General features: G+C 62.4%; 31 protein-coding genes. 22 read left to right on the plus strand and 9 right to left on the minus strand.

Going from position 1 to position 25,094, the window contains the following annotated elements; all coding sequences use genetic code 11:
- The first annotated feature begins 253 nt into the window (after nucleotides 1-253).
- The 7 genes from FJ957_RS26035 to FJ957_RS26065 all read left to right on the plus strand — a co-directional run bounded on the left by FJ957_RS26035 (nucleotide 254) and on the right by FJ957_RS26065 (nucleotide 4,185).
- The gene (locus FJ957_RS26035) at nucleotides 254-955 is read left to right on the plus strand and encodes a hypothetical protein (RefSeq protein WP_140835661.1); all 702 of its coding nucleotides are present in this window, start codon (nucleotides 254-256) and stop codon (nucleotides 953-955) included.
- A 3-nt stretch (nucleotides 956-958) separates the two neighbouring features.
- Entirely contained in the window at nucleotides 959-1,414 is a 456-nt protein-coding gene (locus FJ957_RS26040) for a hypothetical protein (RefSeq protein ID WP_140835662.1), read from the plus strand.
- A gap of 45 nt (nucleotides 1,415-1,459) precedes the next feature.
- Nucleotides 1,460-2,695, plus strand: a complete 1,236-nt coding sequence (locus FJ957_RS26045) for a phage tail tube protein (RefSeq protein WP_140835663.1) — start codon at nucleotides 1,460-1,462, stop codon at nucleotides 2,693-2,695.
- 27 nt (nucleotides 2,696-2,722) lie between these two features.
- Entirely contained in the window at nucleotides 2,723-2,959 is a 237-nt protein-coding gene (locus tag FJ957_RS26050) for a hypothetical protein (RefSeq protein WP_140835664.1), read from the plus strand.
- An 84-nt stretch (nucleotides 2,960-3,043) separates the two neighbouring features.
- Nucleotides 3,044-3,346, plus strand: coding sequence for a hypothetical protein (locus FJ957_RS26055; RefSeq protein ID WP_140835665.1), 303 nt, complete (start codon nucleotides 3,044-3,046; stop codon nucleotides 3,344-3,346).
- 27 nt (nucleotides 3,347-3,373) lie between these two features.
- Nucleotides 3,374-3,829, plus strand: a complete 456-nt coding sequence (locus tag FJ957_RS26060; RefSeq protein WP_140835666.1) for a branched-chain amino acid ABC transporter — start codon at nucleotides 3,374-3,376, stop codon at nucleotides 3,827-3,829.
- Nucleotides 3,830-3,963: 134 nt separating this feature from the next.
- Entirely contained in the window at nucleotides 3,964-4,185 is a 222-nt protein-coding gene (locus FJ957_RS26065) for a hypothetical protein (protein ID WP_140835667.1), read from the plus strand.
- Here FJ957_RS26065 and FJ957_RS26070 read toward each other — a convergent pair.
- Nucleotides 4,182-4,511, minus strand: coding sequence for a TM2 domain-containing protein (locus FJ957_RS26070; RefSeq protein ID WP_140835668.1), 330 nt, complete (start codon nucleotides 4,509-4,511; stop codon nucleotides 4,182-4,184). The genes FJ957_RS26065 and FJ957_RS26070 overlap by 4 nt on opposite strands.
- Before the next feature lie 56 nt (nucleotides 4,512-4,567).
- On the opposite strand from FJ957_RS26070, the gene FJ957_RS26075 reads away from it, so the two are divergent.
- From FJ957_RS26075 to FJ957_RS26100, 6 genes are read left to right on the plus strand one after another with little or no spacing between them, the layout of a single operon-like run.
- A complete protein-coding gene (locus tag FJ957_RS26075) occupies nucleotides 4,568-8,032 on the plus strand; it encodes a hypothetical protein (protein ID WP_140835669.1) in 3,465 nt (1,154 codons plus the stop codon).
- Nucleotides 8,025-8,633: a DUF2460 domain-containing protein gene (locus tag FJ957_RS26080; RefSeq protein ID WP_140835670.1), complete on the plus strand. Its 609-nt coding sequence runs from the start codon at nucleotides 8,025-8,027 to the stop codon at nucleotides 8,631-8,633. Before FJ957_RS26075 ends, FJ957_RS26080 begins: the two co-directional genes overlap by 8 nt.
- Nucleotides 8,630-9,466, plus strand: a complete 837-nt coding sequence (locus FJ957_RS26085) for a DUF2163 domain-containing protein (protein ID WP_140835671.1) — start codon at nucleotides 8,630-8,632, stop codon at nucleotides 9,464-9,466. The genes FJ957_RS26080 and FJ957_RS26085 overlap by 4 nt, the downstream gene beginning before the upstream one ends.
- Nucleotides 9,466-12,891 (plus strand): phage tail protein, encoded by a 3,426-nt coding sequence (locus tag FJ957_RS26090; RefSeq protein ID WP_140835672.1) that lies wholly within the window; start codon nucleotides 9,466-9,468, stop codon nucleotides 12,889-12,891. The genes FJ957_RS26085 and FJ957_RS26090 overlap by 1 nt, the downstream gene beginning before the upstream one ends.
- Nucleotides 12,892-12,895: 4 nt before the next feature.
- The gene (locus FJ957_RS26095) at nucleotides 12,896-13,375 is read left to right on the plus strand and encodes a hypothetical protein (RefSeq protein WP_140835673.1); all 480 of its coding nucleotides are present in this window, start codon (nucleotides 12,896-12,898) and stop codon (nucleotides 13,373-13,375) included.
- Nucleotides 13,318-14,055: a hypothetical protein gene (locus FJ957_RS26100; RefSeq protein ID WP_140835674.1), complete on the plus strand. Its 738-nt coding sequence runs from the start codon at nucleotides 13,318-13,320 to the stop codon at nucleotides 14,053-14,055. Before FJ957_RS26095 ends, FJ957_RS26100 begins: the two co-directional genes overlap by 58 nt.
- On the opposite strand, the gene FJ957_RS26105 is transcribed toward FJ957_RS26100, so the two are convergent.
- The 3 genes from FJ957_RS26105 to FJ957_RS26115 form a co-directional block, all read right to left on the minus strand.
- Complete coding sequence (locus FJ957_RS26105) at nucleotides 14,052-14,363, minus strand: hypothetical protein (RefSeq protein ID WP_140835675.1); 312 nt, start codon at nucleotides 14,361-14,363, stop codon at nucleotides 14,052-14,054. The two genes, FJ957_RS26100 and FJ957_RS26105, sit on opposite strands and share 4 nt — an antisense overlap.
- Complete coding sequence (locus tag FJ957_RS26110) at nucleotides 14,360-15,811, minus strand: pilus assembly protein TadG-related protein (protein WP_140835676.1); 1,452 nt, start codon at nucleotides 15,809-15,811, stop codon at nucleotides 14,360-14,362. Before FJ957_RS26110 ends, FJ957_RS26105 begins: the two co-directional genes overlap by 4 nt.
- Before the next feature lie 190 nt (nucleotides 15,812-16,001).
- Nucleotides 16,002-16,235, minus strand: a complete 234-nt coding sequence (locus FJ957_RS26115) for a hypothetical protein (protein WP_140835677.1) — start codon at nucleotides 16,233-16,235, stop codon at nucleotides 16,002-16,004.
- A gap of 62 nt (nucleotides 16,236-16,297) precedes the next feature.
- Between FJ957_RS26115 and FJ957_RS26120 the strand changes: the two genes are divergently transcribed.
- From FJ957_RS26120 to FJ957_RS26165, 9 genes are all read left to right on the plus strand, one after another.
- Nucleotides 16,298-16,552: a hypothetical protein gene (locus tag FJ957_RS26120; RefSeq protein WP_140835678.1), complete on the plus strand. Its 255-nt coding sequence runs from the start codon at nucleotides 16,298-16,300 to the stop codon at nucleotides 16,550-16,552.
- The gene (locus tag FJ957_RS26125) at nucleotides 16,539-17,180 is read left to right on the plus strand and encodes a lysozyme (RefSeq protein WP_140835679.1); all 642 of its coding nucleotides are present in this window, start codon (nucleotides 16,539-16,541) and stop codon (nucleotides 17,178-17,180) included. The genes FJ957_RS26120 and FJ957_RS26125 overlap by 14 nt, the downstream gene beginning before the upstream one ends.
- Nucleotides 17,180-17,512, plus strand: a complete 333-nt coding sequence (locus tag FJ957_RS26130; protein ID WP_140835680.1) for a DUF6527 family protein — start codon at nucleotides 17,180-17,182, stop codon at nucleotides 17,510-17,512. Before FJ957_RS26125 ends, FJ957_RS26130 begins: the two co-directional genes overlap by 1 nt.
- A 106-nt stretch (nucleotides 17,513-17,618) precedes the next feature.
- Nucleotides 17,619-18,041 carry a hypothetical protein gene (locus FJ957_RS26135; RefSeq protein ID WP_140835681.1) on the plus strand — a complete coding sequence of 141 codons (423 nt, stop codon included), beginning with the start codon at nucleotides 17,619-17,621 and terminating at the stop codon, nucleotides 18,039-18,041.
- The gene (locus FJ957_RS26140) at nucleotides 18,019-18,312 is read left to right on the plus strand and encodes a hypothetical protein (RefSeq protein ID WP_140835682.1); all 294 of its coding nucleotides are present in this window, start codon (nucleotides 18,019-18,021) and stop codon (nucleotides 18,310-18,312) included. Before FJ957_RS26135 ends, FJ957_RS26140 begins: the two co-directional genes overlap by 23 nt.
- Before the next feature lie 37 nt (nucleotides 18,313-18,349).
- Complete coding sequence (locus FJ957_RS26145) at nucleotides 18,350-18,709, plus strand: hypothetical protein (RefSeq protein WP_140835683.1); 360 nt, start codon at nucleotides 18,350-18,352, stop codon at nucleotides 18,707-18,709.
- A 326-nt stretch (nucleotides 18,710-19,035) separates the two neighbouring features.
- Entirely contained in the window at nucleotides 19,036-19,929 is an 894-nt protein-coding gene (locus tag FJ957_RS26155; protein WP_140835685.1) for an ATP-dependent DNA ligase, read from the plus strand.
- Nucleotides 19,926-20,246, plus strand: a complete 321-nt coding sequence (locus FJ957_RS26160; RefSeq protein WP_140835686.1) for a hypothetical protein — start codon at nucleotides 19,926-19,928, stop codon at nucleotides 20,244-20,246. Before FJ957_RS26155 ends, FJ957_RS26160 begins: the two co-directional genes overlap by 4 nt.
- A 17-nt stretch (nucleotides 20,247-20,263) precedes the next feature.
- Entirely contained in the window at nucleotides 20,264-20,536 is a 273-nt protein-coding gene (locus FJ957_RS26165) for a hypothetical protein (protein WP_140835687.1), read from the plus strand.
- A 223-nt stretch (nucleotides 20,537-20,759) separates the two neighbouring features.
- On the opposite strand, the gene FJ957_RS26170 is transcribed toward FJ957_RS26165, so the two are convergent.
- The 5 genes from FJ957_RS26170 to FJ957_RS26195 form a co-directional block, all read right to left on the minus strand.
- On the minus strand, nucleotides 20,760-21,620 hold the full coding sequence (locus FJ957_RS26170; RefSeq protein WP_140835688.1) for an SDR family NAD(P)-dependent oxidoreductase: 861 nt from the start codon (nucleotides 21,618-21,620) through the stop codon (nucleotides 20,760-20,762).
- 516 nt (nucleotides 21,621-22,136) lie between these two features.
- Nucleotides 22,137-22,466 (minus strand): ATP-binding protein, encoded by a 330-nt coding sequence (locus tag FJ957_RS26180; protein WP_281405141.1) that lies wholly within the window; start codon nucleotides 22,464-22,466, stop codon nucleotides 22,137-22,139.
- A gap of 38 nt (nucleotides 22,467-22,504) precedes the next feature.
- The gene (locus FJ957_RS26185) at nucleotides 22,505-23,314 is read right to left on the minus strand and encodes a HAMP domain-containing sensor histidine kinase (protein WP_140835690.1); all 810 of its coding nucleotides are present in this window, start codon (nucleotides 23,312-23,314) and stop codon (nucleotides 22,505-22,507) included.
- Nucleotides 23,315-23,351: 37 nt separating this feature from the next.
- Entirely contained in the window at nucleotides 23,352-24,119 is a 768-nt protein-coding gene (locus FJ957_RS26190) for an SDR family NAD(P)-dependent oxidoreductase (RefSeq protein ID WP_140835691.1), read from the minus strand.
- Nucleotides 24,116-25,081 (minus strand): sugar kinase, encoded by a 966-nt coding sequence (locus FJ957_RS26195; protein WP_140835692.1) that lies wholly within the window; start codon nucleotides 25,079-25,081, stop codon nucleotides 24,116-24,118. The genes FJ957_RS26190 and FJ957_RS26195 overlap by 4 nt, the downstream gene beginning before the upstream one ends.
- Nucleotides 25,082-25,094: the final 13 nt, after the last annotated feature.

The following is a 25,094-nucleotide window of genomic DNA, read 5'->3' on the forward strand; positions in this document are numbered from 1 at the left end:
TCGCAGCTGAAGCTGCCAAGGCACCAGCAATGCGGACCCTCGGTCTGGCGTTTCCGGATGCCAGCCCATTCCGGTCTGCGATCGGTGAGGCAGTACAGGTTATCGGCCAGGCTCGGTCTATTTCGTTCGCACCACTGGCCGGCGAACGCCGGGGGCAGGATAGGTACATTTATCGGACCGGTGATCCTGCCATTGATGCATTGAGATCGATTTCGGGGGTCTACAAGGAGCGCATGGAAAGGAGGAGGCGCTGATGGCGCGCCTTCGGCCAGGATCCGTCACCTTCGAGATCGTGATGCAGCAAACGCTTGCGGCGACCCAACGTGTCGTCGTCGAGACCGCGAAGCGAGAGCACGCCGTCGTGATGCATACCGATCCGCGGCCGAGCTCCTACCAGCGCTGGGTTGACGGGCAGCAGGGGGTCCCGGAAGAGGCGGTGAAGCCCACCGGCGTCATCGTCTATCGCTACCCGCGCCTTGAGGAAGTCATCGCCTTCGCGCTGCAGACGCTGGCAGACCTCTCGCCGGAACTAACGGGCGCCTACAAGGCGGCGCACACCCTGTTCCTGAACGGGGCACCGGCGGCGTTATCCGCCTATCAGCCAGGCGACGACGTCGCGATCACGAATCCGGAGCCATATAGCCGCAAGATCGAAGTCGGCTCGATGAAGATGAAGGCGCCTGGCACTTCGATGGTCTACCAACACGCACGGCGCGTCGTCATGGCGCGCTTCGGCAACATCGCCAACATCAAGTTCACCTATCGCGGCCTCGTCGGCGGCTTCTCCGTCAATCAGCTGAAGGCGGGCAGCACAGGCCAGAAGTGGTGGCTTGGCGGCGCCGCGGCACGCTCGGCCTCCGGGCTGCTCGAAAGCGCGATCGGGGCGAAACACGGCCGCACCGCGCATAACAGATCGAACACTCGCTTCCCGGTCCTCGAAATCTCGGAACGCTGAAAGATGCCGGATTACGCTGGGGCGAAGGCCGCGATCCGCGAGCGGTTCGAGGACGGCTGGGCGGATCGAACACGGATCGCCTTCATCAACGAGGATCCAGAACAACCTTGGCCGCCGAAGCGCGACAGCGGCGGTCCGGCGCCTTGGACGCTGATCGAGATCAAAGGATCGGGTAGCGGCATCTGGACCTTCGGCACCGACGGCAATCGTGGCTGGCGGTATGATGGAGTCATTCTCGCCCACATCTATACCCCAGTCGGCGAAGGCACCGATGAAGCCGACGAACTCGCTGTCGCCGCCGGCGAGATCTACCGCGCCGCAAAATTCTATGACGACGTCGAGGGTTACTACGTCCGGACGCTGGCGCCGGAGGTCCTCGATGGCGAGGACGGCGACGAAGACGGGAAATGGTTCGTCACCACCATGACCGTCGAATTCACCTATTGGCACCGCGGCTGAGTTTCCGCACCTCTCAACCTCTTCTAGCAGAAGGATGGCTTGGCCATGGCGTACTCTGAGAATTTCAATGGTTACACCGCCTACAAGGTGCAGTCCGGCCTTGGCGTGCAGGCGAGCGGCGCCGACGCCAAGGTGCTTCGCCAGACCGGCGGCAACGGCACCCGGATGACGAAGGCGAACACCGAAAGCAAGGAGGTCCGCCGCGACGGCCTCTCCACGCGCGGCCGCCACGGCATCCAGAACGTTTCCGGCGCCTTCACCCACGAGCTCTCCGTCGGCGGTTACGACGACATCCTCGAAGCGGTGATCCGCGGCACCTGGAGCGCCGCCGATCTCCAGATCGACGAAAGCGACTTCACCTCGATCACGACGGGCGCCAACACCATCGTGTTGGCCGCGGGGTCGCCGATCACCCTTGGCCTCAAGGTCAACAACATCATCCGGCTGACGAACCATTCCTCGGCTGGCAACAACAACCGCAACCTGCGCATCACCGGCTTGTCGTCGACGACGATCACGGTGGCGGAGACGCTGACCGTCAACGCGGTCGCCGACACCGATTGCGAGATCACCAGGCCCGGCCGCGTCCTCATCAACCCCGGCGCCGGCAATCTGGTGAAGCGCTACTTCACCGTCGAGGAGCACGAATACGATCTCGACCGTTCCGAACTGTCGACGGATTGCTCCTGGTCGTCGTTCAAGCTGACGATGGCGCCGAACGGCCTCATCGATTTCGAGACCGCTTTGGCGGGCACCGGCCAATTCGATGCGCTCGATACCGCGTCGTCGCCGTTCTTCACGTCGCCGGTGACCTCGACCGGCGATCCGTTGGCTGTTGTTGAAGCCACCATCCGTATGGGTGGCGTCGACATCGTCGATTTGACCTCGTTCGATCTCATGGTGGACTGCCAGACCCAGGCCCCGCCCGTCATCACCAAGGCGACGTCGCCTTATGCGCCGGCCCTGTTCACTGGGACCGAGCTCGTCACGATGAACCTGACGATGCTGCGCAAGGACATGCAACTGCTGGCGGATTTCATCGACGAGACGCCGTTTTCCCTGCATGTCCTTCTCGCGGAAAACGAGGCGGAACCAGCATCGTTCATCTCGTTCGCGGTGCCGAATTTCACGCTGGGTTCCGTCGACAAATCGGGCCTCACCAAGCAGGGCGGGCCGCGCACGCAGACGATCGCGATCCCGCCTGCCCTGATCGGCATCGACAACACCGGCGCCGGCTACGACGCCACGGCCGTTGCGATTCAGGTTTCGAACGCGACCTGATCAACCTCAAACGAAGGAGTATAGATCATGGATCCACTTGAAAAGGCGGTCCGCGACGCCGCGGCCGCGCTGAAAACCGCGATCGCTGCCGCCGAAGCCGGCGGCTACCGTGTCGATTTCCCGCGCCATGCCTCTCAGCTTGAGGCGATCGCGGTCAGCAGCACGAGGAAGAACCACAAGCCGGAGCCGAAGGCGGATGCCGACGCGAAGGCCGACAAGAAGGTAGCGGCGAAGGAACCCGTCGCGGCCACCAAGGAAACCTGACCGACGATCAGGCGAATTCTACGCGCGTAGACGGCCGGGCGTTGTCGGACGCCCGGCCACCCTTTCCCCGACAAGAGGGCAAATATGCTGAGATTTGAAAATACATCCGGCATCGGCCGGGAAACAGGCGTCGTCGATACGACAACCGGCGAGGACATTGGCAAAGTCCTTGCGATCTCGATGGGGGCTCAGATCGTCATCGGCGAATTCGTCACATGTCATGCGACGCTGTCGATGATCGAGATCGACCTCGCCGTCGACAAGACGGAATTCCACACCAAGAATCCGGTCACCGGCGGCTACGAGCCGGTCGCCGCGATCGAGTTCCGCGACGGGACCCGCGTCGAGATCGCCGAAGACGGCACGCCCTCGGTAACAACCAAATAATCCTTTCCGATAAAGAGGACATCGACAATGACAAACGACACCACGCCGGCCGTCACCGAATTCGGCGCCGGCGCTCTCGATTCCGCCGACGAAGCCAGGATGACAGTCTCGATCGGCGGCAAGCTCACCACCTGGGTGTGGACCTTCGCCGGTCCCGGCCACCCGAAGTCGATCGAGCAGGGCAACCGGATCTCGCGCGAAAAGCTGCATGACAGCCGCATGAAGGAGCAGGCGCGCGTCAACGGCAAGAAATGGGTGGAACCCGAAGAATCCGTCGACGAAGCCCGCGCCCGCAACGTCCGGATGATCGCGGAACGCGTCCTCGGCTGGACGCCGGTCCGCATCGATGGCGAGGATCTCGCCTTCAGTACCGAGAACGTCACCAAGCTGCTGCTCGACCCCCGCAAGATCGACATCTATCTCCAGGCGCTCGAATTCCTCGGCGGGGAACGGTCTTTTACGAAGAGCTCCGCGACAGGCTGATCGCCTACGCGGAGCGCGAGTTCGCGCTTTCCGCCGTCGATAAAGACGGCGTCAGCTATCGGGAGGTCCTTCAGGGGCTTCTCGGACGGCGCACCACCGACAAGAAGCGCGCCGCCTACGAGGCGGAACTCGCAATGCCTTCATTCCCGACAGAGGTCGATTATCTCTGGCGCGCCTTCCACCGGCTCTCCGCCCGCCGCGGCTCAACTGGCTTCGGGCCGGCAGCGATCTCATGGTTCGACCTTGACGCCTTTCAGCGCTTCACCGGCGCAAGCTTCGCGCCGTGGGAGGTCGAGACGCTTGAGCGCCTCGATCAGGCCTATATGGCGGAACTGGGCCGACAGCGCGCCGGCTAGATCTGCGATAGCGCAGCCGCGGCGGTGAGCTTCCGGCGGACGTCATTCTTGTGGTTCTGCACCATGCCTGGGATCAGGAAGGCATCAACTATTGCCCATATCCCAAGAACGACCAGCAGCAGACTTCCGACCACTATCGGCACCGTGATTACGCCGACGACCAGCAGCGCGAGCATGGCGAAACCGGTGCCGGAACGGCCCAAATAGAAACGATGTGCGCCGACGCCGCCGAGTAAGAACCAGAGCAGATACGCGACACCGATGGACTTCGCTTCATTGGTGACGCGTTGCTCGATCAGAATCTGTTCTTGAGTTGAAAGTGCCATATCCCGCTCCCCCTATTTTGAGCGGAAGCTAATCCAACAATTCATTTAGAGCAATCATGGCTGACGAAACCCACACGGTCGTCACCGAACTGACCATCGACGCCCGCGGCGCCGAGGCCGGCTCGGCGGCCTACATCCGCGCTCATAAGGCGGCGCAGGCTGCGGTCGATCGCACCATCGAGCGCGAGCGCGCCGCGACGGAAGCGATCGAGCGCCAGGGCGCCGTCATGTTGGCGTCGTCGGGTTCGATCACCTCGACGTCGCGGGCGTGGGACCGCCTTCGCGCCAGCGTCGATCCCTCGGTGCGTTCGGCGCAGCTGATGGAACGCGCGATCGTCACCGCCGATTCCGCGGCGAAAAAGCTCGGCGTCGACAGCGCCGAGGTCGCCCGCGTGCTCGGTCTGGCGAAGCTCCAGCATGACGCCACGGCGGCAGCAGCGGAGAAGCAGGCCGCCAGCTACCGTGAGCTCGCCGCCGCAGGCCGCGAAGCCCTGGCCGCGGAACAGGCGCAGGCCAACATCAACAGGACGCTCGGCGTCGGTGGCGCCCCCGTCGCCTCGGCACGGGCTTCGGCATCCGTGTTTTCGACCGAACTCGACCGCATCGATGAGATCGCGGCGCAGCGTGCCGCTCAGGCCGGCCAAATATTTGCGGCCGACCTCGAAAACAGCATGGTCGCGGGCGTCAGCAAGTCGGCGCGCGAGTCCGCTTCGGTCTTCGGCGCCGAGCTCGACCGCATGGAAACCATCGCGCAGCAGAAAGCGGCGCAGATCGGCGCCGCGTTCCAAGCCGATCTCAATGCTTCATTCGGTATCGGGGCCGCCGGCGGGTCCGCACGGGCTTCGGCGTCGACCTTCGAGGAGACCGCACGAGCGGAAGACGCGCTTGCCGCCAAGGCGGCCCTCCTCCGCGCCGAAATCAACCCGCTCGGCGCCGCGCAGCGCCAGCTGAACGATGAGCTCGAGCAATACGCGACATTGGCCGCAAAGGGCGCGATCTCGACTGAGGAACTCGCCGCCGCCCAGGCGCTGGCGCAGACCCGGTTCAATCAGACGGCGGCGCAGATCGCGGCGAGTGGCAAGCTGGCGTCCTTCGAGATGCGAAACCTGAAATTCCAGCTGATCGACATCGCACAATCGATCCCGCTGGCGTTCCAGTCGCCGCTCTACTTCCTGCAGAATCTCGGCTTCCAGTTCGCTCAGATCGGCCAGATATTCATGGGTAACGGCGGCATCCGAGCCGCGCTTGCCGCGGTGGGAGGTGTTCTCAGCGGCGTGCTTTCCATGCTGGCACATTTCGCCGCGCCGCTGACCGCCATCGCCCTTGGCTTCAACTATGTTCGCGACGCCGCCGCCGATGCGGAGCGCCGGACGGTCGGATGGGGCGAGACCTTTGTCGCCACCTACCAGGTGATTCGAGATGGGCTGAAGGACATCTTCGGTCCAGCGGCGACCACGCTCGCCGATCCCGTCATCTATGCGCTCAAGCAGCTTGCCTCTGCGGCTGTCGATATCGCCGAATTGATCATCAATTCCTTCCACGCCGTCTTTTTCGACATCAAGGCGGTCTGGGCGGCGCTTCCCGACGCCATCGGTCTCGTCTTCGCCAAGGCGGCAAACTTCGGCATCGAGACGCTCAACCTGCTCATCAAGAAGTCATCCGATGCGGTCGACACCATCATCGCCGCCTTCAACAAGCTTGGCGCCGGCATCGAACCGATAAACGCGAAGGCGGAAACGATACCGCCGATCGATGAGAGGCCATACATCGCCAGCCTGAACAAGTTGGTCACCGATCGTAACGCCGCGATCGAGGAGATCATGAAAGCAACCCCGATCCGCGACTTCGGGCAGGCCATCGTTGACAAGATCCAGACCAACCACGCGTTGGAAGGCCTCGATGCTCTCGCCAACGTCGATTTCGGCAAGTCGATCGGCGGCGTCAACGCTCTCGGCGCCGGCCTCGGCGCGGTTGGCAAGCAGGCGGATGGCGTCAAGGTCGAGTTCGGCGGCATGGTGCAGCAGGCGATCAATGTCACCAAGCTGTTCGACGACGCGAAGCGCCAGCAGCTTATCGGGCTTGAGCAAACGCAGCAACAACTCATCGGGATGAAGCATGACGCCGCTGAGCTTCAGAAGACGCTCGAGGCAGCGGCTCACGCGCCGGTCAAAGATGTTTTCGGCAGCATTTTCGATGGCGCCGGCGGTGAAGCCGCCATCGCCAACGCAGTATCGACGGTCGACAAGCTGTTCAAAGCCTGGGATGACGGCCGCCAGACCGTCAGTGGCGTCCATGACGGCATCGAGATGGTGCGACAATCGCTGATCCAGATGGGAGGCGACACGCAATCGATCGACGCCTTTGTCAACAAAATCGTGAACGGCCAGCTTCTGGTCAGGCAGTTGGCCTCGAACGTCGACAGCCTGTCGCGGACTATCCGCGCCATCCCGAACCGCACCGTCACCATCACTGTCGTCACCCGCCAGGTCGGTTCCGGCACGCAGTCGCTCTACGATGTGCCGAATAGCTCCGGCGGCACCTCTACGGTTGGCGTCACCCGTTACGGCGGCGACGGCAGCACGTCCGGCCCATCGATCTCATCCAGCAGCGTGCCGCGCACCAGCGGCTACGGCAGCATGGGTGGCTCCGGCGATCTCGGCTCCACCACCGTCAACGTCACCCGCTTCGCCACCGGCGGCGTCATCCATCCTGGCGACAGCCAACACGTCCAGTTCTTCAAATCCCCAGACGAAACCGTGGCCATCCTGACGCCGCAGCAGCGCACCGCGCTGGCGGACCCGCAATCCGCCTTCACCGGGCGTGATGCCACCCGTGATGACGACCGCATCTGGCAGGTTCTGATGAACGTCGAGGCCAACACCAGGAAGACATATGAAAGCGTCGACAAGCTGGTTTCCTCAGCCAGCTACAGCGCGAGTTCGTCGTCGTATGGCGGGTCCGGCGGCTCGGGTGCCGACACCAGCCAGCAGGACCAACTTTCCGCACAGTACATGAAGGTGCTGCAGCAGGTGAAGGCCAATTTCCAGGCAGCTGGCATTATTGGCCGGGGCATCATCGGCTACGGCCTGGATGGCTTGGCCGCCAGCCCACAAGAGATCGCCCGGAACCTGGTCTATGGCGGCGCGCAGCCGCTCGGAGCCGGAGGTTCGACCCAATATCAGAGAAGCGTGGCGCAAAGCAGTGCTCTGGATGCTTACAATACCGCCCAGAGTATCAAGGCGGGCGGCCTTGGCTTCGACACCGGTGGGCAGATCGCGCCCGGCGACACGCAAAAGGTCGAGTTCTTCAAGAATCCGAACGAGCGCGTCATCATCGCGCGGCCGGATCAGTTCGAGGATCGCCGTAGCGGCGCCGGTTCAAGTCAACCGGTCATCAATCAGTATTACACCAATCATTTCGGCGCCGGGGCCACAATGAGCAAGGACAGCCTGGCGGAACAACGCCGTCAGAACGCGCTTGGCACCCGTGACGCGCTGCGGTCGGTGAACGGCCGTGGCTAAGCCGATCCTGAGCGAGCGCGTCGCCTACGGCTTCAAAGGCGGCCCACGCTTTTCCACCGCCAAGTCGAGCGCCGTCAATCAACAGGAGCGCCGCAAGCAGAACCAGACGAAGGCGCGGCACTACTTTGCGTGGACGCAACAGAACGCCGATGATGATCTGATCGCGGAGCTTCGCGCCTTCTGGTACGACATGCGTGGCGACTTCCGCACGTGGCTTCTCAAGGATTGGACCGACTATCTCCTCGTTGGCGAGGAGATCGGCATCGGCGACGGCATCAATGCCGCCTTCCAGATCACTAAAACCTATACCGCCGGCTTCAACCCCTATGTCCGGGTGATCCGCTATCTGAAGGCCGGCACGCTTGTCGTCAGGGTCGATGGCGTCGTGAAGACGTTGACCACCCATTACACCGTCAGCGAAACCGGCTTGATCACTTTCACGGGCGGAAACATCCCGGCCGCTGACAAGGTCGTCGACGTCGACGGTGAGTTCTACGTGCTCGTCAGGTTCGAGGGCGACGCCTTTGAACCATCGATCCCGGGCGGGCTCGCCGATATCCTCAACGTCGACAACCTGCAGGCGATCGAGAAAGTCGAATGAGGGACTGGTCGCCAACCATCCTTGCCAAGCTTGCCGGCGAGGAGGTCACCTGCTGCTTCATGATCGAGCTCGATAACGGCATCACGCCGATTGTCAGGCTGACCGATATCGATCAGGATCTCACCGTCGGCGACGACGTCTTCGCGATGTCGCCCGGCTTCAACGTCAGCAAGTTCACCGTAGCGAACGGCGGCCGCCCCGCCGGGATCGATGTCGACTTGCCGTTCGACGATGAAGGTCCGATCTTCATCGACCACGTCAAGCGAGGTGTCTGGCGCGGCGCCGAGGTAACGGTCTGGATCGCCGGCGACTTCAACGACCCCTCCGATCGCGAAATCCTCGTCTCCGGATTCGTCGGGCTCACCCGTTCCGACGATCGCATCGGCGGCTATATGGAGTTCGTCACCAAGGCCGATGCTCTCGCCGACATCGTGCTGCCGACCGTGCAGCCGAAATGCTGGTATCATTTCGGGACCGCGCCCTGTCCAGTCGATCGCGGTCCTTTGACGCTGACCGCCGTCGTGGCGACCGTGACCAACGCGTCGAAGTTCACGGTCACCGTCACCAACCCTGGCAACCTGAACTTCACGCATGGCGACGTCAACTTCACTTCGGGCGACAACGCCGGTGCCGTCGACCTCGTCCGTCTGTGGACGCCAGGAACCAGTCTTGTGGAGATGGTCGTCGGCTTTCCCTTCGAGCTCCAGATCGGCGACGAACTCACCATCAGCGCAGGTTGCGCCCAGGATCGACCCGCCTGCGCCGGATATGGTGCCGAGGACAGCTACTCCGGCTTTGATTTCACTCCGGGCGAGCTGCTGGGCGACAACTGATGGTTTATGTGACAGGGGCGCGCCCCACCCTCCGGCTCGGCGGCTACGCCGACGATACCGCGAAGCAGCCGGAACCAGTTTCGGCGGATTCTCCCTATCAGGTGACCAAGGTACTCGGCCGCTCGATCTCGATAGTGATCGGCACCGCGCCTGTCGACGGCATCCCAGTCATCGGCGGCGCCAGGACAAGCTCAAAAGTCACCGGCTACGAAACGCAGCATATCGGCTGGGGATCGCAATCGGGGTATCCCCCCGGCACGAAATTCATCGGCAACGGCTTCGCCGGATATGACGCCCAGATCCCGATTTCCTCGTCGGAACAGGTGGCCGTACTCGGCTACCTTCTGGCCTTCGATCCATTCGGCGACGGCTACCAGCTGATCCGGCTCGAGATCAACGATGAGGTCGTCTTCGACGCCGAAAACGGGATTGGCGCCTCCGAGACTTTCCGCTTCTATGGCGGCACCCACAGCGCGATAGACCCGATCACGAAGGGCGTCATCGGGGCCAACGCCGGCGCCTGGAAGAACTTCGCGATGGTTTATCTCGACGGCTACGCGTCGACCAGCGCCCCTTCGGTCAAGGCTGTGATCTCGAATGCGGCCACAGCCAGCGGCGGCACCCAAGAGATTGTCTGGATCACCGACGATGTGGTCTCGCTCGCCAGCGATGGCGCCGGTGGCGGCGCCTTGGCGGCGGCCTATGACATCGCTGACGGCATCATCTACCAGGTATTGACGTCCTTCCATGTGCCCGGTCTGACGCAATGCTATTTGTCCGCGCTCGATGCTGGAACCCACATCGAACTTTACCGTGTTCCACTGGCGCAGAGCGAAGCCTATCTGACCGGCACCGCCGAAGCTCTCGCGATGGCAGGTTCCGGCTTCCTGCTGATCCGCCTTGCCGTGGGGAGCGAAGCGCAATCGCCGACGCGCATCTACAACGCCACCACCGGGGCGATCGTGGCGGAATGGCGCGAAGCCAGCGACGAGACAATCGAATGGCGCTGCGGCATGCAATTCGGCGCGAAATTCCTGTTCGCCGGCACCGATCGCGACATCAGCGGATCCTCCGTTTCCTCTTTCTACGCTGTCGCCGATATCGCGCTTTCAACATTGGCTGTCAGTTCCGACCTCACCTTCGACATCGGTCTTGCTGTTCGTGGCCGCTCGCTGGCAGGATCTGTTTCCTTCTTCGTCGCCGATGCCGACACGACCGACCTCGTCTATGAACTCACCTTCGATGGTGATGCCTGGACGAGAACGCTGGCCTATGACGCCGCCGGCGACGTCTACGGCATCCACTACGACCCCAAGACCGGCTACCTGATCGCTTCCGTCGACGAAGGCGGCGGTACCCATCGGATGGCCTATGTCGATCCCGACAGCGCCACGCTGGTCGATTCCTTCACGGGCTCGCAGTCCTACATGAACTCGGGAACCTTGAATGCCTATGGCTACGAACGCATGTGGGCGAAGCCGGGGTTCGCGCTATTCCAGAAGATCGGAACGAGCGAGGTCTACCTGCTGAGCATCGAAGCGAAAAGCTTCTCCTTGTTCGCAACCCTTCCGGAAAGCGCCGACCGGGTGATGTCCGGCATCTTCGATCAGAACCGGCAGGCGTGGTTCTACGGCTGCAACGATGATGTTTGGACCGAGCATCGACTGCCGAACACCATCCCGGGAAGCATGGCGCTTTCCGCGATCATCACCAAGGCGGCCAAGCTCGGGAAGTACGATCCTTCGGAACTCACCTTCGATGGTTTCGCGGGATTGACTGCATATGGGTTCGCGATCGTCAACGACACCAACACTCGAAGCATTATCCAGTCGCTGGCGGACATCTATGGTTTCGCCTGGTGCGACACCGGAAGCGGTCTCTATTTCAAGAAGCCGGGACGCGACGACACCTTCTCGCTTGACGCCGCGCTGTCCACGGCCGATCTGGTCTTCGGAGAGAACTCTGCGATCGAGACTGAAGACGACGCCGACATCCGCCAGGTCTCCAGGGTCGAGCTAGAATACATCTCGAAGAATCAAGGCTACACGTCGCGGCCGGCGTCCTTCACCATGCCGGCGATCAGCAACGCCATCAGGGTCGAGAAATATTCCTCGTCGCTGGTGCTCACCGACGCCGATGCGCAGACGTTTGTCACCGAGAAGTTTTTCGAGTTGCAGGCGCGACGGCGTGGCCACACCTTCTCCCTGACCGGTAGGCCGGAGTTTCTGCCGGGCGACGTCGTCTCGGTGCCAAGCGGCCAGATCACCTATACGGTCCAGCTTGACACCGTGGCGCTGAACCCCAGCGACATGACATGTGACATCGCGGCGACCGATTTCCAGACCGCCGTCTCGACCACGGTTACGGCGGTCACCAACACGGGGTTCGGCAATTCGGTCTTTGCGGTCAGCTTGGCGACGCAATACATCCATCTCGACGTCCCGCTGTTCCGCTACGCCGACGATCTCGGCGGTACCGGGCTGCGGCAGTATGGTGTTCTCGTCGGGCGCGGGCAGGCCGGCTGGAGCGGTGGCATCCTCTATCGCGGTGACATCCCGTCGATCCAGGCACCGCTGTTCGATCAGGCGCCACATGGCGGCGTCATCGGGATCTGCACCACGGTTCTCAACTATCCCGCGGATCCGTTCGGAACCACCGATGCGTCAACGGTGACCTTCCGCAAGACGGCCGGCGATGCTTCGCTTCTGGTCGACAGGACGGAGGCGCAAGTCCTCGCCGGCCAGAACGCCGCCTTTGTCGGCGCCCCGGGCCGATGGGAGGCCGTCGGCTACAAGACGGTCGTCGACAACGGCGACGGCACCTTCACGCTGTCAGGCTTCTCCGTCCGTGGCTATCGCGGCACCGAGGTCTTCGCCGATCAGCATCAGCTCGGCGACCTTTTCGTCATGGTGGGCCCGGACTGGCTGAGGTCGGCGGTTCATCCGCTCGCCGATCTCGACGCCACCAAATACTACAAGGCGGTAGGCATCGGCCAGGATCCCTCAACTGGCATCGTCCTGCCGCATCTCATCCGGGGCGCAGCGGAAACCCCATACGCCTGCGTCAATCTCGATGCCGTCGTGGGGTCACCGGATGGCATCGACATTTCCTGGGATTACCGTTCCCGCCTCGCCGCGGGGTTGAACCCGGCGAACTTCGGTGAGGCCGCGCTTTCATTCGAGATCGACATCATCGACACCGACGGCGTCACCGTGGCGCGCACCCTGACCGCGACCACGAATTCGAAGCATTATGCCACGGCCGATGTCGTCGCCGACTTCGGTGCTGACCCGCCGACGGAGCTGTTCTTCGACATCTACATGATGAGCGCCGTCGTCGTACGCGGTTACCGCGCCCGCCATCACGTCTATTTCTCCGGCATCGGTGAGCCTCTCGGGCTTCTCCTCGCACTCACAAAGGCATGACTAAATGAGCGACAACATTGATGTGACGCCCGGCACCGGCAAGACCATCGCGGCCGACGATATTGGTGGCGGTGTCCTCGTCCAGCGGGTCAAGACGACGTGGGGTCCGGATGGCACCGCCAACGATGCCGATGTCGCTTCGGGCAAGGCGCTGCCGGTCCAGCTGCGCAGTAGCGCGGGATCCGATCTTCTCGCCGGCGAGTATGAGATCGTTGCTGCCTCGCAAAGCGCTCAGGTGCTCGGCGGTAGCGGGGCCGCAGGCGACTACATCGCCGGCATCCTGGTCATCCCGGCAACCGTCGATCCGGGCAATGTCATCCTGCTCGACAACGCGACATCGATCACGGTCTTCACCGGAGGCACCGGAAGCGTTTCCAACCTGGTGCCGTTCTTCATCCCGCTCGGGATGATCAGCGTTTCCGGCGCATGGAAGATCAGCACCGGCGCCGATGTCCACTGCATCGCGATCGGAAATTTCACCTGATGCTCCATCTTATACGCAGGGGTTTCCTATCGCAGGTGGCCGCTCTATCACCACCTGCTGGCGGCGGCGGCGGTGGCCCGCTGCTGGCATGGGCGGACTTCAAGGCAGCATCCTATGGCGTCGGCGAGACGGATTATGACGATACCGATATCGTTGATCTTGCTGGCGGCCCGTCTGGCGGAGGCGCCGTCATCACGCCGGGCGTTGGCGTCCGTCATCCAGGTGGGGCCGGTCCAAAATCCTTCGAGTTCAAATCGCTATTCGCCGATGTAGTGATCGGCCATGAGGTCATCATCGTCGTGACCTTCTATGTTGCCACAGGCGATGTGGTGGAAGCCAAGATCGGCGGCCAGAGTGCAGGCGGCGGCAATAATTTCACGATCAGCGCCTACGACCACAGCGGCGGATTCGGCTCAGTCTTCGACAACAACGGTCCGAGCTCGGTCGATCTGACCGGAGCCTCATTGGACGCTGAAATCAAGGTCGCGGTCGACTACACGTCGGTTTCCTACCGCGCCTCATACAATGGCGGATCTATAGGCACCGCTACGATGGGCGCTCCTGAGGCGCTGTTGGACGGCACGCTCTTTGGCCGGTTCGGTGGTGCCGCATCGCCCGACATCGAGAGCGTCTACATCTACGAGTATGGCGGTGATCTGCAGGCTTTATCGGCGGCCTAGAGCGGATCACCGGAGCATTGGCGCATCGCTTTGGCAAACGCCGCCATCGCATCGGAATAGGCCTGCATCGGTCCGAGCGCGGCCTTCCTGGTGCGCTCCATCTCTGCTGCCGCGAACATCTGATCCGGCGGCAGGTTTGAGATCACATCCGCCATCTTGTCACCTTTGGTGGCGGCAACGACACCAGAGATTGCCATTGAAGCCTGTTCGGCGGATTCGGCGAGGAGTCGGCATCCCTTGGGCGATATCGTGTCAGCGGCGACCGGCTGGACGCTGAGAAGGAGGATAAGGAGTACGGCGCGCTTCATCGGTAGAGTTGGGCCTCATCGCGCAGGAAGTTGTCAAGCGATCCGTTGCCCGCCTTTGTTGTGATGTCGACGATCTCGCCATAGATGTCGGCGGACGGCGGCGATCCTGCGGGCTCGGTGACAAATATGCTAGCGAAGGCCTGCACGGGGTATGGACCTTTCGACCCTTGCACCTGATTGGCCACGCAATCGATGATGGCGACATAGATCATCCTGCGCTTCGGATCGCTGAGCCAATTATTGTTGCATTGCGGCAAGGTTGCCTCGGGTCCGCTGGTCAACTCCGGGTGCGTTATCTCGTAGTTGTAGACGGTCCACCGGCTGGAATCCGCGGGGAGATCGGCTGGCAGCGTCGAAGTGCCGTGGTTGACGAGCCAGTAGTTGGGGAGATCCCAGACACCGTTCCCGAGCCGATCGAAGCCGGTCAGCGAGGCGCAATTGGGCATGCAGTTGTCGCGGGGCAGCCCCATATATTTGCCGATCTGCGTTCCCGCCGGAGCGACATAGGAGCAGGCGCCTTTACTGTCGATTTGCGCCACCATGCCCTTCCGCACATTCGGCGCTGGTGGATAGGTCGTCGGACTTAGCCCGTTCTTCGCATAGATGTCGAACCGGACATTGATGCCGTCATTGACGGGGGGCACATTGCCGGGCGCGGTCTCGACGCCATCGTCCTTGTAGCAGGATAGTGGCTTCGTGGAGGCGAACATGTTCGTCAAATCGGGTGTCGCCTGGCTCCCGTCCGGCGTTTTCAGGAAGCCGTAGTCGCCCGGTCCATACTGGACGCTGCCACCACCGCCCTGAGCCTTGAGATAGACCATCGGCCGTTTGTTGCCACGCAGTGTGTCACCAAGGGATTGGATGCTCGAATACGGGTTGCAGATGAACATCGGCGTGAAGTCGCAGACGCTCGATGAGAAACCGGCAACCGCAGTTGCCCCGACATTGAAACTGCCAGTGGCCGAACTGCTCAGGAACGAGACCGGGAAGATTGCGGCAAAGCCGACTGGCGTCACCTTGACCTCGATGTACCTGGCCTGTGCCGCGTCCGTCACCTCATCGGTGATAAAATCGGTGAGGGGACGCGCGTCTCCAGCCACCCCGGCCTGATCTTTTGGGATCGTGCGGAGGTAGCGCCTCGTCACCCCCGCTGCCTGCAAGGTCTGCGCTCCGGGCGTGGCCGAATCCGAGAAGTAGTATTGGTTGGAGACGAGGGTCGCGAGCGCCCGATCCGCTCTCGTGATGCTGTCAGATTTGCCGTCCAGTTCGGCCGCTGCCGCCAGCGCAAAGGCATCGGCGCCCTTCTGCAGATCGAAATGCATGTTGTTCGCGCGGCTCATGTCGATGACGAGCAACGAGAAACCAATGATCGCCGGCAGCATGATGCTGACCAGGACAAGCGCCATGCCGCGCTGATCATTCCAGAAATTCCGCAACACGCGAAGCATCGCAGCGCCCCTCAACCCCGTTAGCCGCAGCTCTTTCCCCGTGCCTTGAGCATAGGACCGGCCGCCTGAGGCGGCAAGGGGTCCATTAGTAATTGGTTAAAACCCCGCAGAATCCGCAACTTCCGCGACCACTGAAAGGAACTGCCATGGACCGCAACTTCGCGCGGGCGCTCCGCCGACCTGCCGGCGCTTACGGCTTGATGCCTTTGCCGATCGAGATCATCGGCATGTCGTCACCTTCGCCTCGCATCGTGAATTGCACCAGGGCGCTGATCAGGTCCTCGGCGCTCTGTTTGTCGAGCGCCAGTTCCATGTCGCAAGGGTCGCCATCTTCGTCATAGGCGACCAGCGTGAGCGTGCCCTTCAGTGGGTTGCGCGAAACCACCGCGATGTCGTCGCCCAGATATTCGAATTCCTTCGCCATTGCGGCGATCTCCCCATCACAAAACCGCCAGCATGCCGCCGGCGCCGCCCGAAAGCAAACCCATGCGCCTGATCGAGAACTGGAAGCCCGTCCTCTTTCGAAGCTGGGCCGTCTGGGCCGGCGTGCTCGCCGCCATTCTCGGCGGCGCGGCGACCAGCCTCTACTTCTACACCGCTTCGCAAGCATACCCGTCGACCGGGCTGATCATCCTCAACGGGGCGTTGACGGCCGCCGCGGGTATAGCCGGTGCCCTCGTGCCGCTGTTGCGCGTCACGCGCCAGAAGAACATTTCAGGAGACCCCGATGCCGATCAATAAGATCGTCTCGACCAAGCGCGGCAGGACCGCTGCCGTCGCGGGCGCCCTGTTCGCGGCTGCCAGCGGCTGGACGGCGTTCATCGCAAGCCAGCCGGACCCACGCGTCGCTGCTATCCACGAGGCGATCGCGCAGGGCTACACGCCGCCGGCGGTGCGCCTCGCCGTCGACAATCTGATCAAGCCTTGGGAAGGTCTTCGGCTCGTCGCCTACCAGGACAGCGTCAAGGTCTGGACGATCTGTTGGGGTGAAACCAAGGGCGTGAAACCAGGCATGCGTGCGACGCTCGAGGAGTGCGATGCCAAGCTGATCAAGCGCGTCACACACGACTATTATCTGCCTCTCGTCGACAACGTGACGGACTACTGGCAGGCGCCGATCGCGGTGCAGGCTTCGATGCTCTCCGGAGCCTACAATTTCGGCGTCGGGTCCAAGAAGCCACGCCGCGGTCAGATCGGCTCCAGGGCTTCGGAGTTTGTCACCAAGCATGAATACCGCCACGCCTGCGAAGCGCAGACGGCATGGAACAAGGCTGGCGGCGATGTTCTCCCGGGCCTGGTGAAGCGTCGCGAGATGGGCGACGCGCAGCGCCTTGGTGAGGCAGAGCTCTGCGTCTCGGGGCTGAACTGATGGGCGCGCGCGGCATCCTGCGAACCGGCGAAGGCGGCCGGCTGCACTTCTGGTGCCTAGGGTGCGACGAAACTCACGTCGTCGGCCCGAGTTGGTCATTCAACGGCGACTACGACCGCCCGACCTTCTCGCCGTCGATCAAGGTGACCGGCAAGCGCCGCATCACCGACGAGGAATACGATCGCATCATGGCCGGCGAGAAGGTCGAAATCCCCGACATGTGCTGCCATTCTTTCGTGACAGACGGGAAAATCCAGTTCCTTGGCGACTGCACCCACGACTTCGCCGGGCAGACGGTCGCGTTGCGCGCCTTCGATGAGGAGCCCGGCTGATGGAAAACCTCGCCTCCGTCTTGGCCGAACTGCTGCGCGACATCTGGCAGGCGCTGGCTCCCTATCTCGTCATGCTCGCCATCGCGCTGGCGCTCATGGTGTGGGCGTGATGGTCGCCGTCCTCGCCGCCTGGCGCATCATCCGCCCGATCCTCGCCTTCGGCGTCACCCTCCCGGTCTGGTTCTTCCTCGCCGCCGGCGCCTGGCTCTATTTCGACAAGACCTCCGCCATCCGCCATGCGGTCGACAAGGCCACGACCGAGATCGTCGCCGGCGCGCAGCTCGACGCCCTGCAGGCCGAAGTCGCCGAGGAGCGCCGGCTTCGCGCCTGGGTCGAAGGTTTCGCCGCCGAATCGAGCCGGATCGCCGAGGCGGAGCGCGCCGCCAGAACCGACCTCGAGCAGCAGCTCACACTCTCCGACGCGGACAGAAAGGCAAAGCAGGATGAACTCGACGCGATTGCGCAGCGCTCTCGTGATGGCATCGGCCGTGTCGGTCCTCAGCAGCTTGACAGCCTGCGGAACCGATAAGGCGAAGCTCAGCCAAGCCTACGTCGATAAGGCAAAGGTCGATGCCGCCCAGGAAGCCACCGCGGCGGCGGCAAAACTGATCGAGGAGGCGCGGCGGATGCCGCCCTACCCGGGACAGTGCGAGAAGCACGGTCACACCGGTGTTGTCCTCAACGATTGGTACGACGTCGCCAACCAGAAGGCCGACAACACCGTTGGCGATCTCAACAAGCAGATCGACTGGTGCGCCGCCTGGTACCATCGGATCTGGAAATCGCGGGAGCCGAAATGACGATCGCAGCACAGCAGCATGAAAGGCATCGGGGCTGATGGCAGATTTCAATTCCAACATCGCTTTCCTGATCACCGTCATCGGCTTCGTCGCCGGTATCTGGTGGCGGATCGAGGGTGCCATCAAGGCGGCCCGGGACGAGGTGAAGAAGGACGCGGCGAGCGCGCATACACGAGCAGATGCCGCCCTGGCAGCGATATCCTTGGTGACGGATCAACTGGCCGCCCACAGGCTGCACGTCGCCGAAACCTACATCACCAAAGCCGGTCTGCGGGAGTTCCGCGACGAAGTGATGACCGGGGTCCGGGACTTAAAAGGCAGTGTCGACACGCTGCACGAGCGCATGGATCGCGTGATCGAGGGCGACAAAGTGGGCCGACGGCGTTCGCCGCCCTAACCGGTCAATCCCCCAATTAACTCTCAAGACGTTGCCCGTCGGCTCACGCCGGCGGGGCTTTTTTGCGTTTCAGGCGTCCATCTCAAGCGCTTCGTGCTCATCCTGCTCGTGCCATAGCACCTGCCGCATATCCCGGCAGTCAACCATTTGGCCGCAGGTCTCGCACCGATAGAAGTCGGAGTCGTTCTTGGCGCTTGGCTGCGGGTGCACCGTGACGGCGTGTCGTGGCCCAAGATCGGAAAGCTTCACCATGCTGTCAGCTTTTCTTAAAATTCTTCGGAACTAATATACCCCGGATCCCTTGAAGGGCGGTTGGGGTATTGTGCATGCTTAACGCCAAAGAGCGTCTGAAGTTCATCCCGCCAATGCTGCCGAGGCTGGTGGCGAAGCCGCCGAAAGGTGATGGCTGGATCCACGAGATCAAGCTCGATGGCTACCGAACGCAGATCGTCATCGACGGTGATGATGTCCGGGTTTTCACCAAGTCTGGCGCCGACTGGACAAAGCTCTATCCCGGCCTGGTCGCCGCCGCGCGCGAGCTCGACGTCGACAGTGTCATCATCGATGGTGAAGCCGTCATCACCAGCGCCGCCGGGCTGCCCGATTTCGCCGCATTGCAGAAAGCGGTGCACGCGAAGTCACCCGACGTCCATCTCGGTGCCTTCGATCTCCTGCATCTCGACGGCCACGATCTGACCGACGTCGGCCTGAAGGCACGGCGCGAGATGCTTCATTCGATCATGAAGCCGGGCAGCCTTATCCAGTTCAGCGAGGCGATGCCGGGCGATGCCGACAGCATCTTCTACCTCGTCGATCAGGCCGGCATCGAGGGCATGGTGTCGAAGCGCGTCGATTCGAAATACCGCAGCGGTCGCACCTCCGCCTGGCTGAAGACGAAGAGCTACACCGTCAGCGAGCTCGCTCTCATCGGCGTCGAGCGCGAGCCCGGCAAGCCCGCCTTCGCGCTGATGGCCGAGCTCGGCACAGGCCGCTATGTCGGCTCGGCTTTCATCACCATGGGCCGCGAGATGCGCGAGCATCTCTGGCAGCGCGTCAAGGACTATGCCGGCTCGCCGCCGCCCGAGTCTGTGCTGAAGGGTGCTGCCAGACGGCCGGCGACGCAATGGCTGCGGCCGGGGCTGGTCGGACGGGTCAAGCATCTGCGCGGCGAGGAGAAGCTGCGCCACGCCTCGCTGCTGGATTTTCGCGAGGAGGATTGACGGCGGCAGGAATTTGTTCTTATTTCGTTCACGTCACGGGAGAACAAAGAGCCATGCCGCGCCGCCGCCGCCGCGACGATATTTCACAAGCCCATCTCTTGGCGATCGAGGCGCAGATGCGCAGTCTTGACGGCGCACTGGACGCCGCCACCTTGTCGCTCACGCCGTTTCGCCCGCATTATGATGCTATCGGCGTTCTGAAAAAGCAGATGCGCGAGGCGCTGAACCTCTTGAAGGATCGGCCTATCGACTATGAGCGGCCGCATGCGGCACCGATGTCCGGTCCCGGCCTGCCACCGCCGGACTTCAAGGGCTGATCGTATGGTCGGCGCAGATGGCGATCGAGACAGTCCGTGATGTCTGGCAGGCCGGCGGCAGGATACATTTCCGCTGCACCTGGGGCCGCCGCGCCGGCCTCAAGACGATCCGCGAATGCGGCTTCCGCTACGATCTCGACCTGATGACATTCATGATCACGCGCGGCCGGGCGTGCCTGGTGTCCGAGCTCAAGGGCAAGGTCCGCTGCCCGATGTGCGGCTCGCGCGACGTTGCGATCGGCATCACGCTGCCTGGGAGCTCGGACGCCGCGGCCGTGGTGGCGACATGATCTCGCGGGAAAGGTGCGCTGGACACTTTGCCAAAAAACCCAATGATTACGTGGGAAGAAAAAGTGTCCAGTGATCGCGCAAACTGTTGATTTAGCTCACTTGATGCAGTCCGCCTCTGGGCACCATAAATTTCCAAGTAAAATCAGTCCGTTACGGAAACGCACGGCACCTAGTCAGACTTAAGTTCCTGGGCCTCTCCTCGCATGAAATGTTACCAGCAGTTCAGGCGGTAATGTTGGCGCTGTCGCCCCCCGTCACATCATATGTCGCTCCCGAAACCATGTAAGCGTTGTCGCTGGCGAGAAAGACCACCGCCGGAGCAACGGATTCGGGAGGAAGCCAAGGCACCCCAAGCGGCGATTTGGCGGTGAGCTTTTGCTTTGCTTCGGCTTCCAGCTTCTCCAACGACTCGGCATTGGTCAGATCATCGATCGCTTGTGCATAGCGCTGGCGGTGGCGCGTGAGCGGCGTATCGATGAGACCCGGAATGACGGCGTTGACGGTGATCCCGTATTGACCGAGCTCCAAGGCCGCGGACTTCATCAGGCCGATGATGCCCCATTTCGAGGCTGAATAGGCCGCCCCATACTTCGTGCCGTGCTGGCCTTGGGTCGACGAGGTGACAATGATGCGACCGCCGCCATTCTTGACGAGATAGGGCGCGACCGCGCGGATCGCGTTGCAGGTGCCCGTCAGATTGACGTCGATCTGATCATGCCAGTCGGCGTCTTCCATCTCCAGGATAGGCTTGAAAGCCTGGATACCCGCGTTGGCAAATAAGATGTCGATCTTGCCGAAGGTTTCGGCTGTCCACGCGGCGGCCTCGCGCAAAGCAGTGATGTCCCGCTGGTCGAGCTGGCGAGCGCCCCATCTGCCTCCCGCCGCCTCAACGAGCCGTCCAGTTTCATGCAAATCCGAGATTGTGGCGGGCTTCACCTCCAGCGTCTTGCTGATCGGGCCTGCGATATCGATGCCTACGACCGTCGCGCCCTCGCCTGCGAAAGCGATTGCCGTCGCCCTTCCAATGCCCCGCGCGGCTCCTGTGACGATGGCAACCTTGTTCTCCAGTCGCTTCGATGACATGGGCGGCCTGTTCCTTCTTGGTATATGGCCGATATCTTCCTATTTTGATGCCTTCCCGGCAAACTCAACGGTAGGCAGACGTTGGTAAACGAACCCTCACCTGAGGAGACCGGCTCCCCACCTCCGGCAAGCAGGAAAGCTCCATAACCCAAGAGGAATTCGCCAAGAAACTCGTTGTCAGCCGAGCTTTGAAAGAAGCCGATCCATCCAGGTCGGGACGTTGAAGAAGATATGATTTGCGGGCGTCAAGACACGTCATCCAGTCTCCATTTGCCGACGTAATTCTTAGAGGAGCAAAGTTCGAGGCTAGAACTTGAACCCACCGATGGTCATGCCTCCGTCAACGATCAACATTTGCCCCGAGTAGATAGCTTGACGCACTTGAGTGCAACCAAACGGCGGCTTGTGCGATGTCACTTGGCTTGCCGCCTCGCTTGGCGGGATCGCGGGTCGTCTGCGCGACGAAGGACAATGAGCCCAGCGATCGGATCACATCGTTTATTGCGTTACAGTTAATCAAGACGAGATGACTTGGCTGCTCGGCAACCGGATCCTGGCGATCAGCCCCGTTGGCCGCCTGTTGATCAATTCGAGCGTACCCTCATGCCCCTCAACAATCTCCTTCACGATGGAGAGCCCGAGCCCGACGTTCCCGAAGCGGTTCGATCGCGACGGGTCGAGACGGACGAAGGGCTCGATCACGCTCTGTAGCCGGTCTTTGGGAATACCCGGCCCATCGTCCATGACGTCGACGGTGACGACCTCGCCTCCCACCGATGCGGTGATCAGAACGGATGAGCCGAAATGCATCCCGTTCTCCACAAGATTGGTCAGTGCCCGGGTGATCGCGTTGGGCTGGCGTCTCGTCCGAGCGCCTGATTTTCTTAGTGAAGCGGCAGCGTGATGGTAGCCACGAGGCCCCCTTCCCGCCGGTTGGCAAGAGTTACGTCACCGCCGTGACTCCTTGCCACCGCCCTGGCGCTGGCAAGGCCAAGGCCGGTGCCGCCGGTCGCCCGGTTGCGTAATGCTTCCAGACGGTAGAATGGTTCGAACACCTTCTCCAGTTCCGGCACTGGAATGCCCGGTCCATTGTCCGCCACTTCGATCAGGATCCGGTTGTCCAGGCGTCGCAATTGCACGCGCGCGCCATCGGCATAACGCACTGCATTCTCAACAAGGTTGACGAGCAGCGCTCTCAGCCCCGCAACGTCGGCGTCAACCGTCAGCTCGTCGCCAGGTAACACCGCAACGTCCGCGCCGCGATCCGCCATCTCGTCGACCACGCTTTCGACCAGTGTTCGCAACTCCAGACATTGTCTGCGACCTGGATTGCCGGCATCACGACCAAATGCAAGCGCGCCGCGAATGCGGCTGTTCATTTCCTTGATCACCGCCTCAGCTGCCGATTTCACGTCGGAAGGGGCGTTCTCCAGCAGCAGCGTCAGACGCATCAAGGGCGTGCGCAGATCGTGCGCGATCGCGGCGACCATAGTGGTGCGATCCTTGACATAAAGTTTGAGCCGCGCCTGCATATTGTTGAACGCGACCACCGCTGCGGCGATCTCCGGCGGCCCGTCGATATCGCCAAGCGGCGGCACGGTGGGATCACGCCCGAGGCGCTCCGCTGCTTCTGAGCTGTCATGATGACAAACAAGGAAGAGCCCGTAGGGGCTACGCTGCTGGTCGTTGATCACGACGTGGGGATACGTTCATTGCCAACTCAGCGAGCGGTCAGTGATAGTAAATGCCGCCGTCGACGTTGAGCGCCTGGCCGGTGACAAAGGCAGAGAGATCGGAGGCGAAGAACAGCGCCGGGCCTATGATATCCTCCGGCGCGCCGAGGCGCTTCAGCGCGGCGACGTCCTCCCAGTGGCGGATGGCGGCTTCGCTGCCCAGATTGTTCTTGCCCATTTCGGTCAGGATGATGCCGGGGCAGATCGCGTTGACGGTGACCCCGTCCATGCCGACCTCCTGCGCCAGCACCCTGGTCAGCGTGATCACCACCGCCTTGGTCGCTGCGTAATGGCCTTGCGTCGGCACGCCCTGTCGGCCGGCGATCGAGGCGATGTTGATCACCCTGCCCGATTTCCTGGCACGCATATGCGGCAGCACGGCCTGACACATCATCAACACGCCCTTGGCGTTGATGTCGAAATGCGCGTCCCAGTCTGCCTCGTCGAGATCCTGGAGCAGGCTGGGCTTGAGAATGCCGGCATTGTTGACCAGCACGTCGATGCTACCCGCAGCCTTGAGCAGCGCCTGCGCGGTCGCTTCGATATCCTTCTTCTTGCTGACGTCCATCGTGTAGACATAGGCCTTGCGGCCGGCCGCCTCGATCTCGCCCTTGGTGACGTCGAGCTCCGCCGCCTGCGAGGGCAGATCGGTGATGGCGACGTCGAAGCCCGCTTCGGCGAGCCCCTTGGCGAGCGCCCTGCCGATGCCGCGGCTGGCGCCGGTGACGAGAGCCGTCTTGCCCTTGGCCTCAGGAAGAATGGTCATGCTGCTTCCACCTTTGATGTCTTGACCGGGAGCGAATTCATCGCCGCGATCGTATCGTCGAATGAAACGAGTTTGCCGTCGGAGCCAAGCCCCATCGCCACCTTGGCGGCGACGGCGCTGGCAAAGCGCGCGGACTGCTTGAGGTTCCAGCCCTTGACGATGCCGACGATGATGCCGGCGGTGAAGGAATCGCCGCAGCCCGTGGTATCGAAGACCTCGACTTCGAAGGCCGGCAGATGAAAATCCTCGCCGTGCTCGGGCGAGACATAGACGCCGCCGGCGCCAAGCGTGATGATACAGTTCTTCACGCCTCTCGCCTTGAAGAAGGCGGCGACGCGGGCCGGATCGCGGTCATGCGCCATCTCGCCGGCCTCGTCGATGCTGGGTACGAAATAGTCGATATAGGGAAGGCACGGCTCGACCAGCTTCCAGGTCTCCGGCGTCGCCTGGATGAGGTCGAAAGTGGTGACGCGGCCCAACTCCTTGGCGCGCTTCAGCAGCCTGACGGTCGGCCCGCCGTCGAAACGTTTCAGCAGTCCGGTGCCGCCGACATGGACGACCCTCGCATCGAGCGCGGCGTCGAGATCGGCATCGGCGACGTCGAACAAGGTGGCGGTGCCCGGCACGTGCAACGCGGGCCGCTCGCCGTTTGGCCGCACCGGCAGGATGGTGGAAGAAGTCTGGACGCTGCCGTCGCGGCGGACAAGGCTCGTCTCCAGCCCATATTTCTGAAGTTTGGCCAGGAACCAGTCGCCCATGTCGTCGGTGCCGAGCGTGGTGACAGCCCGGGTCTTCAGCCCGAGGATGGCGCAGTCCATCCCAGTCGCGCCGGCCGTGCCGGCGACAGTCATGCGGATCTCCTCGATATAGTCGGCGTGGCCGCCTTCGGGGATGCGCGAGACCGGCCGTCCCAGGATGTCGAGGACGTAGAAGCCGATCGAGCTGACGTCGAATTGTGGCATGGCTGACTTGACC

It is taken from the genome of Mesorhizobium sp. B2-4-6 (genome assembly GCF_006442775.1).
Classification (GTDB): Bacteria; Pseudomonadota; Alphaproteobacteria; order Rhizobiales; family Rhizobiaceae; genus Mesorhizobium.